Source organism: Paracoccus hibiscisoli (assembly GCF_005048265.1).
Classification (GTDB): Bacteria; Pseudomonadota; Alphaproteobacteria; order Rhodobacterales; family Rhodobacteraceae; genus Paracoccus; species Paracoccus hibiscisoli.
The window spans coordinates 15,188-28,509 of record NZ_SUNH01000005.1; the positions used below are offsets into that span (position 1 = coordinate 15,188).

Genomic DNA, 13,322 nt, shown 5'->3' on the forward strand with positions numbered 1-13,322 from the left:
CGCCCGGCCCCGATGCCAAGGCGCGAGGAGGAGACGCCCATGAGCTACAAGGCCCCCACAGCCCAGATCGACTTCATCCTGTCCCATGTCGTGCCCTTTGGTGAACTGGCCCGCACCGACCGCTTTGCCGAGGCCACGCCCGAGACCGCGACCGCCATCCTGTCCGAGGCCGGCAAGCTGGCCCAGAACGTGATGGCGCCGCTGAATTGGGGGGGCGACCAGACGCCCGCGCGGCTCGAGAACGGGGTGGTGCGGTCGTCGCCCGGGTTTGCCGAGGCGTTCCGGGCCATCGCGGAGGGGGGCTGGGTCGGGGTGTCGGCCGATCCGGAATACGGCGGCATGGGCTTGCCGCAGGCGTTGAACATGGCCGTGGCCGAGATGATGTCGGGCGCGAACCTGGCGCTGCAGCTGAACCCGATGCTGACCCAGGGCCAGATCGAGGCGCTGGAGCATCACGCCAGCGACGACCTGAAGGCGCGCTATCTGCCCAAGCTGATCAGCGGCGAATGGTCGGGCACGATGAACCTGACGGAGCCCGGCGCGGGCAGCGACGTGGGGGCGCTGACCACCCGGGCCGAGGATGCGGGCGACGGCACCTATCGCGTGTCGGGCCAGAAGATCTACATCACCTGGGGCGACAGCGACGTGACCGCGAACGTGTGCCATCTGGTGCTGGCGCGTCTGCCCGGTGCGCCCAAGGGCACGCGCGGCATCAGCCTGTTCATGGTGCCCAAGTTCATCCCCGACGATGCCGGCGAACCGGGCATCGCCAACAGCCTCAAGGTGGTCAGCCTGGAGCACAAGCTGGGCATCCACGGCAGCCCGACCTGCGTGATGTCCTATGAGGGTGCCACCGGCTGGCTGGTCGGCGAGGAGAACAAGGGCATGGCCGCCATGTTCACCATGATGAACTGCGCCCGCCTTGGCGTCGGCATGCAGGGCGTCGGCGTGGCCGAGGCGGCGCTGCAGAAGGCCGTGGCCTATGCGGTGGACCGTAACCAGATGGGCCCGATCATCCAGCACCCCGATGTGCGCCGCATGCTGGCCACCGCGCGGGCCGAGGTCTTTGCCGCCCGCGCCATCGGCCTGGCCTGCGCCACCGCCATCGACATGGATCGCGCCACCGGCGACGCCGATCAGGCCGCCCGCGCGGCGTTCCTGACGCCCATCGCCAAGGCGTACGGCACCGATGTCGGCATCCGCGTGGCCGATATGGGCGTGCAGGTGCATGGCGGCATGGGCTATGTCGAGGAGACGGGCGCCGCGCAATATCTGCGCGACGTGCGCATCACCTCGATCTATGAGGGCACGAACGGCATCCAGGCGATGGACCTGGTCGGCCGCAAGCTGTCCGATGGCGGCGAGGCCGCGATGCGCCTGCTGGATGAGGTGCTGGACGGCGCCAAGGCCGCGCAGGGCGCCCATCCGGCGCTGGCCCATCAGCTGTGGCAGGCGGCCGAGACGCTGCGCGAGGCGACGCAAGCCCTGCTGGACCGCGCCATGCCGGAACGGTTCGCGGGGGCGGTGCCCTATCTGACGGCCTTCGCGCGGGTGCTGGGCGGGCATTACCACCTGCGCGCGGCGATGGCCGGGGGCGATGGCCACCGGGCGCTGGCGGCGGTGTTCATGGCGCGCGTCCTGCCCCATCATGCGGGCGATCTGGCCGAGGCGCTGGCCGGGCTGGACGATCTGACCGGCATCAGCGATGCGGCGCTGGCGGGCGACTTCGCGGCGTGATCCGCACGCCGCACGACACCCCGCCCGCCGAAGGGCAGGCCGTCACGGTCGCGCCCGGCGTGCTTTGGATGCGCCTGCCGCTGCCGATGAAGCTGGACCACGTCAACGTCTATGCGCTGGAGGATGACGACGGCTGGACCCTTGTCGATACCGGTTTTGACACGGCCCGCGCCCGCCAGATCTGGCAGGGACTGCTGGACGGCCCGCTGGCCGGGCGGCCGGTCGTGCGGGTGATCGGCACGCATCACCACCCAGACCATATCGGACTGGCGGGCTGGTTCATGGAGCGCGGCGCCGATCTGTGGATGTCGCGGACCGCCTGGCTGATGGCGCGGATGCTGGTCCTGGACGTGCAGGACCGCGCCAGCCCGCAGGCGCTGGCCTTTTGGCGGCGCGCGGGGATGCCCGGCGACCTGCTGGAGCGGCGCTCAACTGAGCGGCCCTTCAACTTTGCCGATGTGGTGCATCCGCTGCCCCTGGGCTTCACCCGGCTGGCCGAGGGCGACATGGTCAGCTTTGGTCGCAGGCGCTGGCGGGTCGCGATGGGGCATGGGCATGCGCCCTGTCACGCGACGTTCTGGTCGCAGGACGACGATCTGGTCATCGGCGGCGACCAGCTGCTGCCCGCGATATCGCCCAACCTGGGCGTCTATCCGACCGAGCCGCTGGCCGATCCGGTGGGCGAATGGATCGACAGCTGCACTCGGCTGCGCGCACTGGCGCGGCCCGACCAGCTGGTCCTGCCGGGGCACAAGTTGCCCTTTACCGGGCTGCCCTTTCGGCTGGACCAGCTGATCGCGAACCACCACACCGCGCTGGAGCGGCTGGCGCAGGCGCTGGCCCAGGCCCCGCGCACGGCGGTCGGCTGTTTCGACATCCTGTTCCGCCGCCGCATCGGCGAGGGAGAGTTCGGCCTGGCCCTGGTCGAGGCGGTGGCGCATCTGAACCACCTGCACCGAGCGGGCGTGATCCGGCCTGCGGGCGAAACCGACGGTGCGGTGCTGTGGGGGGCGTGACAGGTCCGCCATCATGGGGTAACGCAGGACAAACGCAATCACTGGGGGCAGGCATGGCCGATTACGACAACAAACCCGAAGCGACGCAGGGCAGCATGGATCTGTCCGAGCACAAGAAGACCTTTTCGGGTTTCATCCGCGCCTCGGTCTGGATCACCGGCCTGTCCCTGGGCGTGCTGGTGTTCCTGGCCCTGGTCAACGGCTGACCGGACCGGCACCCGGCATGAAAAGACGCGTCTTTCTGGCGGCGGCCCTGCCCGTCGCCCTGGCCGCCTGCGGGGCGGAGAACATCTGGGCCAGCGATGAGCGCGTCCGCGCGGCGCGCTATGTCTCGCCCGAGCCGCCGTCGATCACGCTGTTCACCGTCATCGGGATTCCCCGGGGCGAGGGCGGCCATTCGGCGCTGATGATCAATGGCAGCCAGCGGGTGATCTATGATCCGGCGGGCAGCTGGCAGCACCCCAATATCCCCGAACGCGGGGACGTGCTGTATGGCATCACCGACAACTTCAAGAACTTCTACATCGATTACCACGCGCGCGAGACCTATTGGGTGGCCGAGGACACGATCCGCGTGCCGCTGGACGTCGCCGATTTCGCCATCCGCCGGGCAGAGCAGAACGGCCCTGGCGCCAAAAGCTTTTGCGCGCGGGAATCGGCGCGGGTCCTGTCGGGCGTGCCGGGGTTCGAGACGGTGCCGCAGGGCTTCTCTCCGCTGAAGCTGCGCGAATGGTTCCTGCGCCAGCCGGGGGTGATCTCCAAGCGGCATCAGGATGGCGACCCGGCCAACAACCACGACGTGCTGCTGCGCCAGAAGGACGGCCGGATCGTCGGCTATAACAGGTAAAGCAGGCCCGCCAGCGTGATGCCCCCGGCCAGGATGGCCAGCATCACGTTGCGGGTCAGGACCCCCACCGCCACCGTGGCCGCCGCGGCGGCCATGCGCGCGGGGTCCGCCGCCCCGCCCGTCGCCGCGGGCCAGACGACCAGCGGCGCGACCAGCGCGGGCAGCACCGCCACCGGCGTATAGCGCAGCATCCGCATCACCCAGCCCGGCAGGTCCCGGTCGCCCAAGGCGCCCAGAAAGGACCAGCGGATCAGATAGGTGCCGACCCCCAGCACCAGGATGACGGTCCAGATCTCAGCCGGGGATGCCTGCATCGCGCGCCTCCTTGCGTTCGGTCCGCCATTCGACCAGCGCGCCCGTGGCCATGCCCGCCGGCGCCGCGATCAGCAGGCCCAGCCCCGAGGGCAGCCCCGCCAGCACCAGCGCCAGCACGATCGCCACAAAGCAGGCCGCCAGATGCGCGGGCGTGCGCAGCATCGGCGCGATCATCGCCAGAAAGGTGATCGGCATGGCGAAATCCAGCGCGATCTCATCGGGGATGGCCTGGCCCACGGTCGCGCCGACCCAGGTGGCGATCATCCAGGGCACGCAAAGCGCGACCGCCGTGCCGCCGAAATAGGCCAGCCGCTGCGGGATGCTCAGGCGCGGGTGGCGTTCGTAATGCTGGATCGACAGCGCATAGCTTTGGTCGATCAGCGCATAGGCGACCCAGGCCTTGTGCCGGCCCGACGCGCCGCGCAGCCAAGGCAGCAGCGACGCCGAATACATCGCCATGCGCAGGTTCACCGCCAGACCCGACAGGATCACGATGATCGCGGGGGCGTTGTCCGACAACAGCTGCACGGCGGTAAATTGCGACGCCCCCGCCAGCACCAGCACGGAAAACCCCATCACCTCGGCCAGGTTCAGCCCGGCCTCGGTCGCGACGACGCCGAACAGGACCGCGAACGGGATGATGACCACCAGAAACGGCAGCGATTGCACGATGCCGTGCCGAAAGGCTGCGGCCGGGCTGCGCATCAGCGCGCGGGCCGAGGCCTCGTCGGCGGCGGCCTGCCGGTTCCGGGGGCGGGGTTCGGGGGCGGGGGACATGGCGCTTTCGTCTGGCTGCGTTTCGCGCCACCTTGCTTGCACGACGCGCAAGGCAAGACAAGGCCAGCCGATGCAGATCCTGCACCCCATTCCCGCGCCCCTGCTGCCTGCCGCGGCGGCGTTGTGGCGCGCGCATTTCGGGCGCGGTGGCTGGCCGCAGCGGGTCCATGCGGGGCATGGGCTGGTGGCCGTGGATGCGGCGGGGGCGGTGGTTGGCGTGATGGGGCTGCGCGATGCGGCGGGTGGGTTTGCCGACGGGGGCGTGGGCTGGCCCGGCTGGCTGTTTCGCGCCGCCCCCGCGACGGGGGATCTGGTGATCGACGGGCTGGCGGTGCGCCTGCCGCGACAGGGTGTCGGGCGCGCGCTGGTGGCCCATGCCCGCCATCTGGCGCAGGGCGCCGCGCGGCCTGGCCTGCGGGCCGAGGTGCGCGCCCGCAACCGGGGCGCGCTGGCCTTCTATGCCGATATCGGGTTCGAGGCGCAGGCCGTCGGGCGCTATGGCCTGCCCTGGTGGGGGCAGGTCCATGTGCTGCGCCTGGCGGCCTAGCCGAAGACCCCCGACACCCGCCCCAGCAGCATGAAGGCCCGCGCCGACCGGCTGTCGGCCAGAACCGCGATCTGCATGTCGTCCAGCGCGGGGACCAGCCCGGCCAGCAACCCGTCGAAATGGCGCAGGAAATGATGCGCCGTGTCGCGAAAGATCTCGTCCTCGGCCAGCATGGCGGCGGCGATCTCCAGCGCGTCGGGGTTGTGGATGCCGCCAAGCGCGGCGACCGCGCTGCCGCGTTCGCCCGCGGCAAAGCGGCGCCAGACATCGGGGCGCGCCGATTCCGGCGGCAGATCGTCCATATAGACGTCGCGCCCGGCCATCAGCGTGACGACATCCTGCGCGGCCCGCAGGACGCGCGAATGGGCCGGGTCCTGCAGCGCGTGGCGCAGCGCGTCGATGGCGTCGTGATCGTCCGGCCCGTCGGGAAAGTTCAGCGCCCGGATCAGGGTCACCGGATCGACCGATTCGCCCTGCGGGTCCAGGCGCAGGGCGGCCTGACGCTGATCGGCGGTCGGGCGGGCCTTGGGCAGAGGCGCGCGGGGGCGGGGCGCATCGCCGCGCGATGCGGGTTCTGCCCTGGATTGCGCAGGCTCGGCCCGGGCGTCATCGGGCATGGCCGGGTCCTGCGGGGGCAGGTCGGAGAGGGGCAGGTCCTCGTCCAGGGACGTGTCGCCGCGCATTTGGGCCAGGCGGGCGCGCAGGTCCTGCGCCTCGGCGCGCAGCTCGGCCAGCTGGCGGGCCAGCGACACGCCCAGCCAGATCAGCGCCACGGGCAGCACCATCCCCATGGTCAGGACCAGGCGCGCGACGCCGCCCGGGCTGTCGGATGGCGCCGCGGGCCCCAACAGCCAGAACAGCGCCATCAGGAACAGCCAGATGCCGGTCAGGGCCATGCCGACCGTGGTGATGCGGTCGCGGTTCGAAAGGCTGGCGATGCGTGCGATCAGGGACATGGGGTCATCCGTAACGGATCTCGACGATCTCGTAGCTGCGCTGCCCGCCGGGGGTGGTGACCTCGACGCTGTCGCCCTCATCCTTGCCGATCAGCGCGCGCGCCAGAGGAGAGCGGATGTTCAGCAGGCCGCGTTCGATATCGGCCTCGGCCTCTCCGACGATCTGATAGTTGCGCTCTTCCTCGGTATCCTCATCGATCAGCTTGACGCGGGCGCCGAACTTGACGCTGCCCGACAGCTTGGAGGGGTCGATGACCTCGGCGCGCGACAGCAGGGCCTCCAGCTCCTTGATGCGGCCCTCGACAAAGCCCTGCTTTTCGCGGGCGGCGTGGTATTCGGCGTTTTCCGACAGATCGCCATGTTCGCGCGCCTCGGCGATGGCGCGGATGATGGCGGGCCGTTCCTTGGATTTCAGAACGCCCAGCTCTCGCTCCAGGTTCTGGACGCCTGTCGGGGTCATCGGTATCTTTTCCATCGCTGCCCTGTCCTTCCGGGATGCGTTCGTCCTGCGGGTGCCAAGCCAACGCCCCTGCCATAGCGATATGGCAGGGGCGCGAAGCTGATCGGGGGACATGGTGCCCAAAACGCCGCCTAATGCAAGCCTGCATCCGGCGCGGGAGCCTGTCGCGCGCAATCCACCGCCGCGTCACGATTGCCCCCGCCGCCCGGTCTGGTTATCTGTGGACAACGCCAGATTGCCACGGAGGGGGCCCCAGCACATGACCGATCAGACGGACATCAGCCGCGAATCGATGGAATACGACGTCGTGATCGTGGGCGCCGGGCCTGCGGGCCTGTCCGCCGCGATCCGGTTGAAGCAGGTCGACCCCGACCTGTCCGTCGTCGTGCTGGAAAAGGGGTCCGAGGTCGGCACCCATATCCTGTCGGGCGCGGTGCTGGACCCCTGCGGGCTGGACCGGCTGATCCCCGACTGGAAGGAGCGCGGCGCGCCGCTGACCACCCCGGTCACCGAGGACAATTTCTATGTCCTGGGCGAGGCGGGGCAGGTCCGCGTGCCGAACTGGCCGATGCCGCCGCTGATGTCGAACCACGGCAACTACATCGTCAGCATGGGCAATGTCTGCCGCTGGCTGGCCGAACAGGCCGAGGCCCTGGGCGTCGAGATCTTTCCCGGCATGGCCGCCAGTGCGGTGGTCTGGGAGGGCGACCGGGTCAAGGGCGTCGTCGCGGGCGAATTCGGCTGCAACCCCGACGGCACGCCCGGCGACGGCTATGAGCCGGGGATGGAGCTGCATGGCAAATATGTCTTCATCGCCGAGGGCGTGCGCGGCAGCCTGGCCAAGCAGATCGACGCGCGGCTGAACCTGTCGGCCACGGGCGATCCGCAGAAATACGGCCTGGGCATGAAGGAGATCTGGGAGGTTTCCCCGGAGAAGTTCAAGCAGGGCCGCGTCATTCACACGATGGGCTGGCCCCTGGGCAAGAATGCGGGCGGCGGCAGCTTCATCTATCACTTCGAGAACAACCAGGTGCTGGTCGGTTTCGTCGTCCACCTGAACTATGAGAACCCGCACCTGTATCCGTACATGGAGTTCCAGCGCTTCAAGCACCATCCGATGGTGGCCGAGCTGCTGGAGGGGGGCAAGCGCATCAGCTATGGCGCCCGCGCCATCAGCGAGGGCGGCTGGCAGTCGCTGCCGCAGCTGTCCTTCGACGGCGGCGTGCTGCTGGGCTGTTCGGCGGGCATGGTCAACGTGCCGCGCATCAAGGGCAACCACAATGCGATGATCTCGGGGATCGAGGCCGCCGATGCCGCCGCCGCCGCGATCAGGGCGGGCCGCGAGGGCGACCGGCTGACCGATTACGATCAGGCCGTGCGGACCGGCGACATCGGCAAGGACCTCAAGAAGGTCCGCAACGTGAAACCGATCTGGTCACGCATGGGCCTGTCGGCCAGCCTGATGCTGGGCGCGGTGGACATGTGGACCGCGAACCTGACCGGCTGGAACCCGCTTGGCACCTGGAGCCACGGCAAATCCGATGCCGCCGCCACCGGCAAGGCCGCCGATCACAAGCCGATCGACTATCCCCGCCCGGACGGCAAGCTGTCCTTTGACCGGCTGACCAACGTGGCCTTCAGCTTTACCAACCACGAGGAGCATCAGCCCTGCCACCTGCGGCTGCGCGATGCGTCGGTGCCTATCGCGGTCAACCTGCCGGAATACGCCGAACCCGCGCAGCGATACTGCCCCGCGGGCGTCTATGAGGTGGTCGAGGATGCGCAGGGCCCGCGTTTCGTGATCAATTTCCAGAACTGCGTCCACTGCAAGACCTGCGATATCAAGGACCCCAGCCAGAACATCGTCTGGACCACACCGCAGGGCGGCGACGGGCCGAACTACCCGAACATGTGATGAAACCGGGGGGCGGGGGCGTTGCTTGCCCCCGCCCCGCCCGTTACGCTGGACGCAACGCAAACGTGAACGTCCGGAAGTGCCTCGTGACCCAGATCCGCCCCCGTCCCACCCTGCTGCGCCTGGCCCTGATCGCCGGGCTGATGGGGGCCACCGCGCTGCCGGTCCTGGCGCAGGACACCGCTGCCGCGCCGCCGATCCGCGGCCTGGCCGGACCCTATCTGGCCGCCCGCATGGCCACGGTCGAGAACGATTTCCGCGCCGCCGCACGCTATTTCGTGCAGGCTTCGGCGCATGATCCCCAGGACGTCTATCTGCAGGACAGCGCGCTGGTCGCGCTGGCCTCGTCCGGCGAGGTCGAGCGGGCGGCGGTCATGGCCGAACGCCTGTTCCTGGAGGAGCGCCCGACCGAGCTGGCGGGCCTCTTGCGCCGCGCCCAGCTGATCCGGGCCGAGGATTGGCAGGGCGTCATCGACCTGATCGAGGCCAATCGCAGCCCCGACCTGCCGCTGGAGCAGGACCTGATGGACGGCACCATCCGGGCCTGGGCCCTGCTGGGCGCGGGGCGCGCCACCGATGCCGTCGCCGCCTTCGAGGCGATGACGGCGGGCGAGGCGCTGGCCCCCATCGTGAACTATCACCTGGCGCTGGCCCGGGCGCTGGCCGGCGACTATGAGGCCGCCGACCGCCTGATCCTGCAATCGGAGGCCAGCGGCCATCTGATGGGCCTGACCGCCCGCGTGCAGATCCTGTCGCAGCTGGATCGCCAGGACGAGGCGCTGGCGCTGTTGTCCGACATCGAGGGGCTGGAGGCCGAGCCGCAGCTGCTGGCCCTGCGCCAGCGGTTGGAGCAGGGCCAGCCCGTGCCCTTCGACGTGGTGGCGGGCCCGGGCGACGGCATCGCGCATCTGCTGCTGTCCTTTGCCTCGGCCCTGGCCAGCAGCCCCGACCCCGAGCCGCTGGCGCTGATCCACGCGCGCCTGGCGGCCTGGATCGCCCCCCAGAACCCCGAGGCGCGGCTGATGTCCGCGCAGCTGCTGCAGGACCGCCAGCAGTTCGACCTGGCCGAGGCCGAATTCGACGCCGTGCGCCGCATGGGCCAGATGCGCCCCCAGGCCGAGCTGTCGCGCATCGACGCCCTGTCGCGCGCCGACCGCCGCGAGGAGGCCGAAAAGGCCGCGCTGGCGCTGTCCTCGGCCTATCCGGGACTGGCGCAGTCCTGGGTCGCGCTTGGCGACGTGATGCGCCAGCAGGAGAAATATGCCGAGGCCGTGCCCAGCTATGACCGGGCGCTGGACCTCTTGGCCGATGCGCCGCCTCAGGCGCGCTGGTTCCCGCTTTACGCGCGCGGCATCGCGCTGGAGCGGTCGGGCCAGTTCGAGCGTGCCGAGGCCGACCTGCTGGCCGCGCTGGAGATCCGGCCCGATCAGGCCAGCCTGCTAAATTATCTGGGTTATTCCTGGATCGACCGGAACCAGAATCTGGACCGCGCCCTGGAGATGATCAAGCGCGCGGTCGAGCTGTCGCCCGGCGACGGCTATATCCTGGACAGCCTGGCCTGGGCCTATTTCCGGCTTGGCCGCTATCAGGACGCGGTGGCCCCGATGGAGCAGTCGATCGCTACGATGGCATCCGACCCGCTGGTCAACGACCATCTGGGCGACATCTACTGGATGGTGGGCCGCTATCGCGAGGCGCAGATCCAGTGGCGCCGCGCCCTGTCGCTGGAACCCGCCGAAAGCGGCGAGGTCGATGCCGACCGCATCCGCGCCAAGCTGGATCGCGGGCTGGAGGCCGTCATGGCCGAGGAGGACGGCCCCGTGGCCAGCGCCCCGAGCCAATCGCCGCAGACCGAGGCCGACGCGACCGAATGACCCTGACCGAAGGCGCACCGGCCAAGCTGAACCTGGCGCTGCATGTGACGGGGCGGCGGGGCGACGGCTATCACCTGCTGGATTCGTTGGTCTGTTTCGCCGCCGTGGGCGATGTCGTCACGCTGACCCCCGGCCCGCTGTCCCTGACCATCGACGGCCCCTTCGCGGCGGGGCTGGAGGCCGGGGACGACAACCTGTGCCTGCGCGCCGCGCGTCTGGCGGGGGGGCAGGCCGCGATCCGGCTGACAAAGGCGCTGCCTGTCGCCTCGGGGATCGGGGGCGGGTCCGCCGATGCGGCGGCGGTGCTGCGTGGGCTGGCGCGGATGGGCCACCCGCTGCCCGACCGGACCGAACGCCTTGGCGCGGATGTGCCAGTCTGCCTGGCCAGCCGCCCCGCGCGGATGCAGGGCATCGGAGAGGTCGTGACCCCGCTGCCGCCCTTGCCCGCGCTGCACATGGTGCTGGTCAATCCGCGCGTCGCCGTGCCCACGCCTGCGATCTTTGCCGGGCTTGCGCAGCGCGACAATGCGCCCCTGCCGCCCATCCCGACTTTTGCCGATGCCGACGCGCTGATCGGCTGGCTGGCGGGCACGCGCAACGACCTGCAAGCCCCGGCCATCGCCGCGGCCCCTATCATCGCCCAGGTGCTGGACGCGCTGTCCGCACAGGGCGCGCGGCTGGCGCGCATGTCGGGATCGGGGGCGACCTGTTTCGGGCTGTTCGCGGATGCGGGCGCGGCGTCGCGGGCCGCTGCGGCGCTTGCGCGCAACGGCTGGTGGGCGGTGCCAACCGAACTGGCATCCGCCCCCGCCCCCCGCTAGACTGCCGCCAGCAATCCGGAGGACCCCATGCTGCGCCTTGGCGTCAATATCGACCACGTCGCCACCATCCGCAATGCGCGCGGCTCTCCGTGGCCGGACCCGCTGCGCGCCGCCCTGCTGGCCGAGGCCGCGGGCGCGGACGGCATCACCGCCCATCTGCGCGAGGATCGCCGCCATATCAGCGACGCCGATATAGACGCGCTGATGGCGGGCCTGACCCTGCCGCTGAACTTCGAGATGGCCGCCACGCCCGAGATGCAGGCCATCGCCCTGCGCCACCGCCCGCACGCCGTCTGCATCGTCCCCGAAAAGCGCGAGGAGCGCACGACCGAGGGCGGCCTGGACGTCGCGGGCAACGCGGATGCGCTGGCCGCCTATATCGCGCCGCTGCGCGAGGCGGGCTGCCGGGTGTCGCTGTTCATCGGCCACCAGCCCGACCAGATCCGCGCCAGCGCCCGCATCGGCGCCGCGGTGGTCGAGCTGCATACCGGCGCCTATTGCGATCTGGATACCGAAGGCCGCCACGCCGAACGCGACGCCGAACTGGACGCCCTGCGCGAGGGGGCCGCGCTGGCCCACAGCCTGGGGCTGGAGGTTCATGCGGGCCACGGCCTGACCTTCGACACCGTCGGCCCCATCGCCGCAATTCCCCAGATCGCAGAGCTGAACATCGGGCATTTCCTGATCTCGGAATCGGTGTTTATGGGGCTGGACGGTGCCATCCGCGAGATGCGCGCCCGCATGGATGCCGCACGCCCATGATCCTGGGGATCGGCACGGATCTGGCCAATATCGACCGCATCCAGGGCACGCTGGACCGGTTCGGCGACCGGTTCCGCACCCGCGTCTTTACCGACACCGAATTGGCCAAGGCTGCCCGCCGCGCCGATGAGGCGGGCACGCTGGCCAAACGATGGGCCGCCAAGGAGGCCTGCTCCAAGGCGCTTGGCACGGGGCTGGCCATGGGCATCAGCTGGCGCGACATGGCGGTGACGAACCTGACCAGTGGACAGCCGGTCATGGCGCTGACGGGCTGGGCCGCGGACCGACTGGCGGCGATGACACCGCCCGGCCATCACGCCATCGTGCATGTCACCCTGACCGACGACCACCCCTGGGCGCAGGCCTTCGTGGTGATCGAGGCGCGTCCGGGCCCTGCGCCTGCTTGACTTTTCACCGCCCCCCGGACCATGAACGCCCGGATGCAGGGGCGCGGCCCCGGGACAAAAAGGACCACGCGGAATGGCCACAGCGGCACCCAAGAAGAAAGACGGCATCTGGGAGACGGTCAAGACCATCTTCTGGGCGCTGGTGATCGCCGGCATCTTCCGCACGCTGTTCTTTCAGCCGTTCTGGATTCCCTCGGGCAGCATGAAGGACACGCTGCTGATCGGCGACTTCCTGTTCGTCAACAAGATGGCCTATGGCTATTCCGCGCATAGCTGCCCGTTCTCGATGTGCCCCATCAGCGGCCGCATCCTGGAGCGCGAGCCGCAGCGCGGAGAGGTCGCGGTGTTCCGCCACCCCACCCGCAACGTCGATTTCATCAAGCGCGTGATCGGCCTGCCCGGCGACACGATCCAGATGCGCGGCGGCCGGCTGTGGATCAACGGCGAACCCGCCCCCACCGCCCCCGTCGGCGATTTCATCGAGATCAAGGAACAGCAGGGCCCGCAGGGCCTGATCCCGCGCTGCATCAACGACCCGGTCCCCGAGGGCGGCCAGTGCATCAAGGAACGCTTCACCGAGACCCTGCCCGGCGGCAACAGCCATGACGTGCTGAACATCATGGATGGCTGGGTGGCCGACGACACGCCGACCTTCACCGTGCCTGCGGGCCAGTATTTCTTCATGGGCGACAACCGCGACAATTCCGAGGACAGCCGCTTTCCCGCAGAGATCGGCGGCCTGGGCTTTGTTCCGTCCGAATTCCTGATCGGGCGCGCGGACCGGATCATGTTCTCGTCGGCGGGGCGCTCGCTGCTGTATTTCTGGACCTGGCGGTCCGACCGCTTCTTCAAGGCGGTGGAGTGACGCCCTCGTCGGACATCCGGGCC

15 protein-coding genes are annotated in these 13,322 nt (G+C 69.8%); 11 read left to right on the forward strand and 4 right to left on the reverse strand.

The annotated features are described in order from the left end of the window. The first annotated feature begins 39 nt into the window (after positions 1-39). The 4 genes from FA740_RS02910 to FA740_RS02925 are packed head-to-tail and all read left to right on the forward strand — an operon-like array spanning position 40 to position 3,600. A complete protein-coding gene (locus FA740_RS02910; RefSeq protein ID WP_136855285.1) occupies positions 40-1,737 on the forward strand; it encodes an acyl-CoA dehydrogenase in 1,698 nt (565 codons plus the stop codon). After that, positions 1,734-2,753 carry an MBL fold metallo-hydrolase gene (locus tag FA740_RS02915; RefSeq protein ID WP_169306200.1) on the forward strand — a complete coding sequence of 340 codons (1,020 nt, stop codon included), beginning with the start codon at positions 1,734-1,736 and terminating at the stop codon, positions 2,751-2,753. The genes FA740_RS02910 and FA740_RS02915 overlap by 4 nt, the downstream gene beginning before the upstream one ends. 53 nt (positions 2,754-2,806) lie before the next feature. Beyond that, positions 2,807-2,959 carry an aa3-type cytochrome c oxidase subunit IV gene (locus FA740_RS02920; protein WP_136855286.1) on the forward strand — a complete coding sequence of 51 codons (153 nt, stop codon included), beginning with the start codon at positions 2,807-2,809 and terminating at the stop codon, positions 2,957-2,959. 17 nt (positions 2,960-2,976) lie between these two features. Then, entirely contained in the window at positions 2,977-3,600 is a 624-nt protein-coding gene (locus FA740_RS02925; protein WP_136855287.1) for a hypothetical protein, read from the forward strand. On the opposite strand, the gene FA740_RS02930 is transcribed toward FA740_RS02925, so the two are convergent. Beyond that, on the reverse strand, positions 3,588-3,914 hold the full coding sequence (locus FA740_RS02930) for an AzlD domain-containing protein (RefSeq protein WP_136855288.1): 327 nt from the start codon (positions 3,912-3,914) through the stop codon (positions 3,588-3,590). The genes FA740_RS02925 and FA740_RS02930 overlap by 13 nt on opposite strands. Further along, the gene (locus tag FA740_RS02935; RefSeq protein WP_136855289.1) at positions 3,895-4,620 is read right to left on the reverse strand and encodes an AzlC family ABC transporter permease; all 726 of its coding nucleotides are present in this window, start codon (positions 4,618-4,620) and stop codon (positions 3,895-3,897) included. The genes FA740_RS02930 and FA740_RS02935 overlap by 20 nt, the downstream gene beginning before the upstream one ends. A 142-nt stretch (positions 4,621-4,762) precedes the next feature. On the opposite strand from FA740_RS02935, the gene FA740_RS02940 reads away from it, so the two are divergent. Further along, positions 4,763-5,239 (forward strand): GNAT family N-acetyltransferase, encoded by a 477-nt coding sequence (locus FA740_RS02940; protein ID WP_169306201.1) that lies wholly within the window; start codon positions 4,763-4,765, stop codon positions 5,237-5,239. Here the strand turns inward: FA740_RS02940 and FA740_RS02945 are convergent. Both FA740_RS02945 and greA read right to left on the reverse strand, forming a co-directional pair. Then, complete coding sequence (locus FA740_RS02945) at positions 5,236-6,195, reverse strand: hypothetical protein (protein WP_136855291.1); 960 nt, start codon at positions 6,193-6,195, stop codon at positions 5,236-5,238. The two genes, FA740_RS02940 and FA740_RS02945, sit on opposite strands and share 4 nt — an antisense overlap. A 4-nt stretch (positions 6,196-6,199) precedes the next feature. Next, the gene (gene greA / locus FA740_RS02950) at positions 6,200-6,670 is read right to left on the reverse strand and encodes a transcription elongation factor GreA (RefSeq protein ID WP_136855292.1); all 471 of its coding nucleotides are present in this window, start codon (positions 6,668-6,670) and stop codon (positions 6,200-6,202) included. A 244-nt stretch (positions 6,671-6,914) separates the two neighbouring features. Between greA and FA740_RS02955 the strand changes: the two genes are divergently transcribed. The 6 genes from FA740_RS02955 to lepB all read left to right on the forward strand — a co-directional run bounded on the left by FA740_RS02955 (position 6,915) and on the right by lepB (position 13,299). Continuing rightward, positions 6,915-8,570, forward strand: a complete 1,656-nt coding sequence (locus FA740_RS02955) for an electron transfer flavoprotein-ubiquinone oxidoreductase (RefSeq protein ID WP_136855293.1) — start codon at positions 6,915-6,917, stop codon at positions 8,568-8,570. Positions 8,571-8,656: 86 nt separating this feature from the next. Beyond that, positions 8,657-10,444, forward strand: a complete 1,788-nt coding sequence (locus FA740_RS02960) for a tetratricopeptide repeat protein (protein ID WP_246053437.1) — start codon at positions 8,657-8,659, stop codon at positions 10,442-10,444. After that, positions 10,441-11,265 (forward strand): 4-(cytidine 5'-diphospho)-2-C-methyl-D-erythritol kinase, encoded by an 825-nt coding sequence (locus FA740_RS02965; protein ID WP_136855295.1) that lies wholly within the window; start codon positions 10,441-10,443, stop codon positions 11,263-11,265. Before FA740_RS02960 ends, FA740_RS02965 begins: the two co-directional genes overlap by 4 nt. 27 nt (positions 11,266-11,292) lie before the next feature. Next, positions 11,293-12,027, forward strand: coding sequence for a pyridoxine 5'-phosphate synthase (locus tag FA740_RS02970; protein ID WP_136855296.1), 735 nt, complete (start codon positions 11,293-11,295; stop codon positions 12,025-12,027). Beyond that, positions 12,024-12,434, forward strand: a complete 411-nt coding sequence (gene acpS, locus FA740_RS02975) for a holo-ACP synthase (protein WP_136855297.1) — start codon at positions 12,024-12,026, stop codon at positions 12,432-12,434. The genes FA740_RS02970 and acpS overlap by 4 nt, the downstream gene beginning before the upstream one ends. Positions 12,435-12,507: 73 nt before the next feature. Then, positions 12,508-13,299: a signal peptidase I gene (gene lepB, locus FA740_RS02980; RefSeq protein WP_136855298.1), complete on the forward strand. Its 792-nt coding sequence runs from the start codon at positions 12,508-12,510 to the stop codon at positions 13,297-13,299. Positions 13,300-13,322 lie beyond the last annotated feature (23 nt).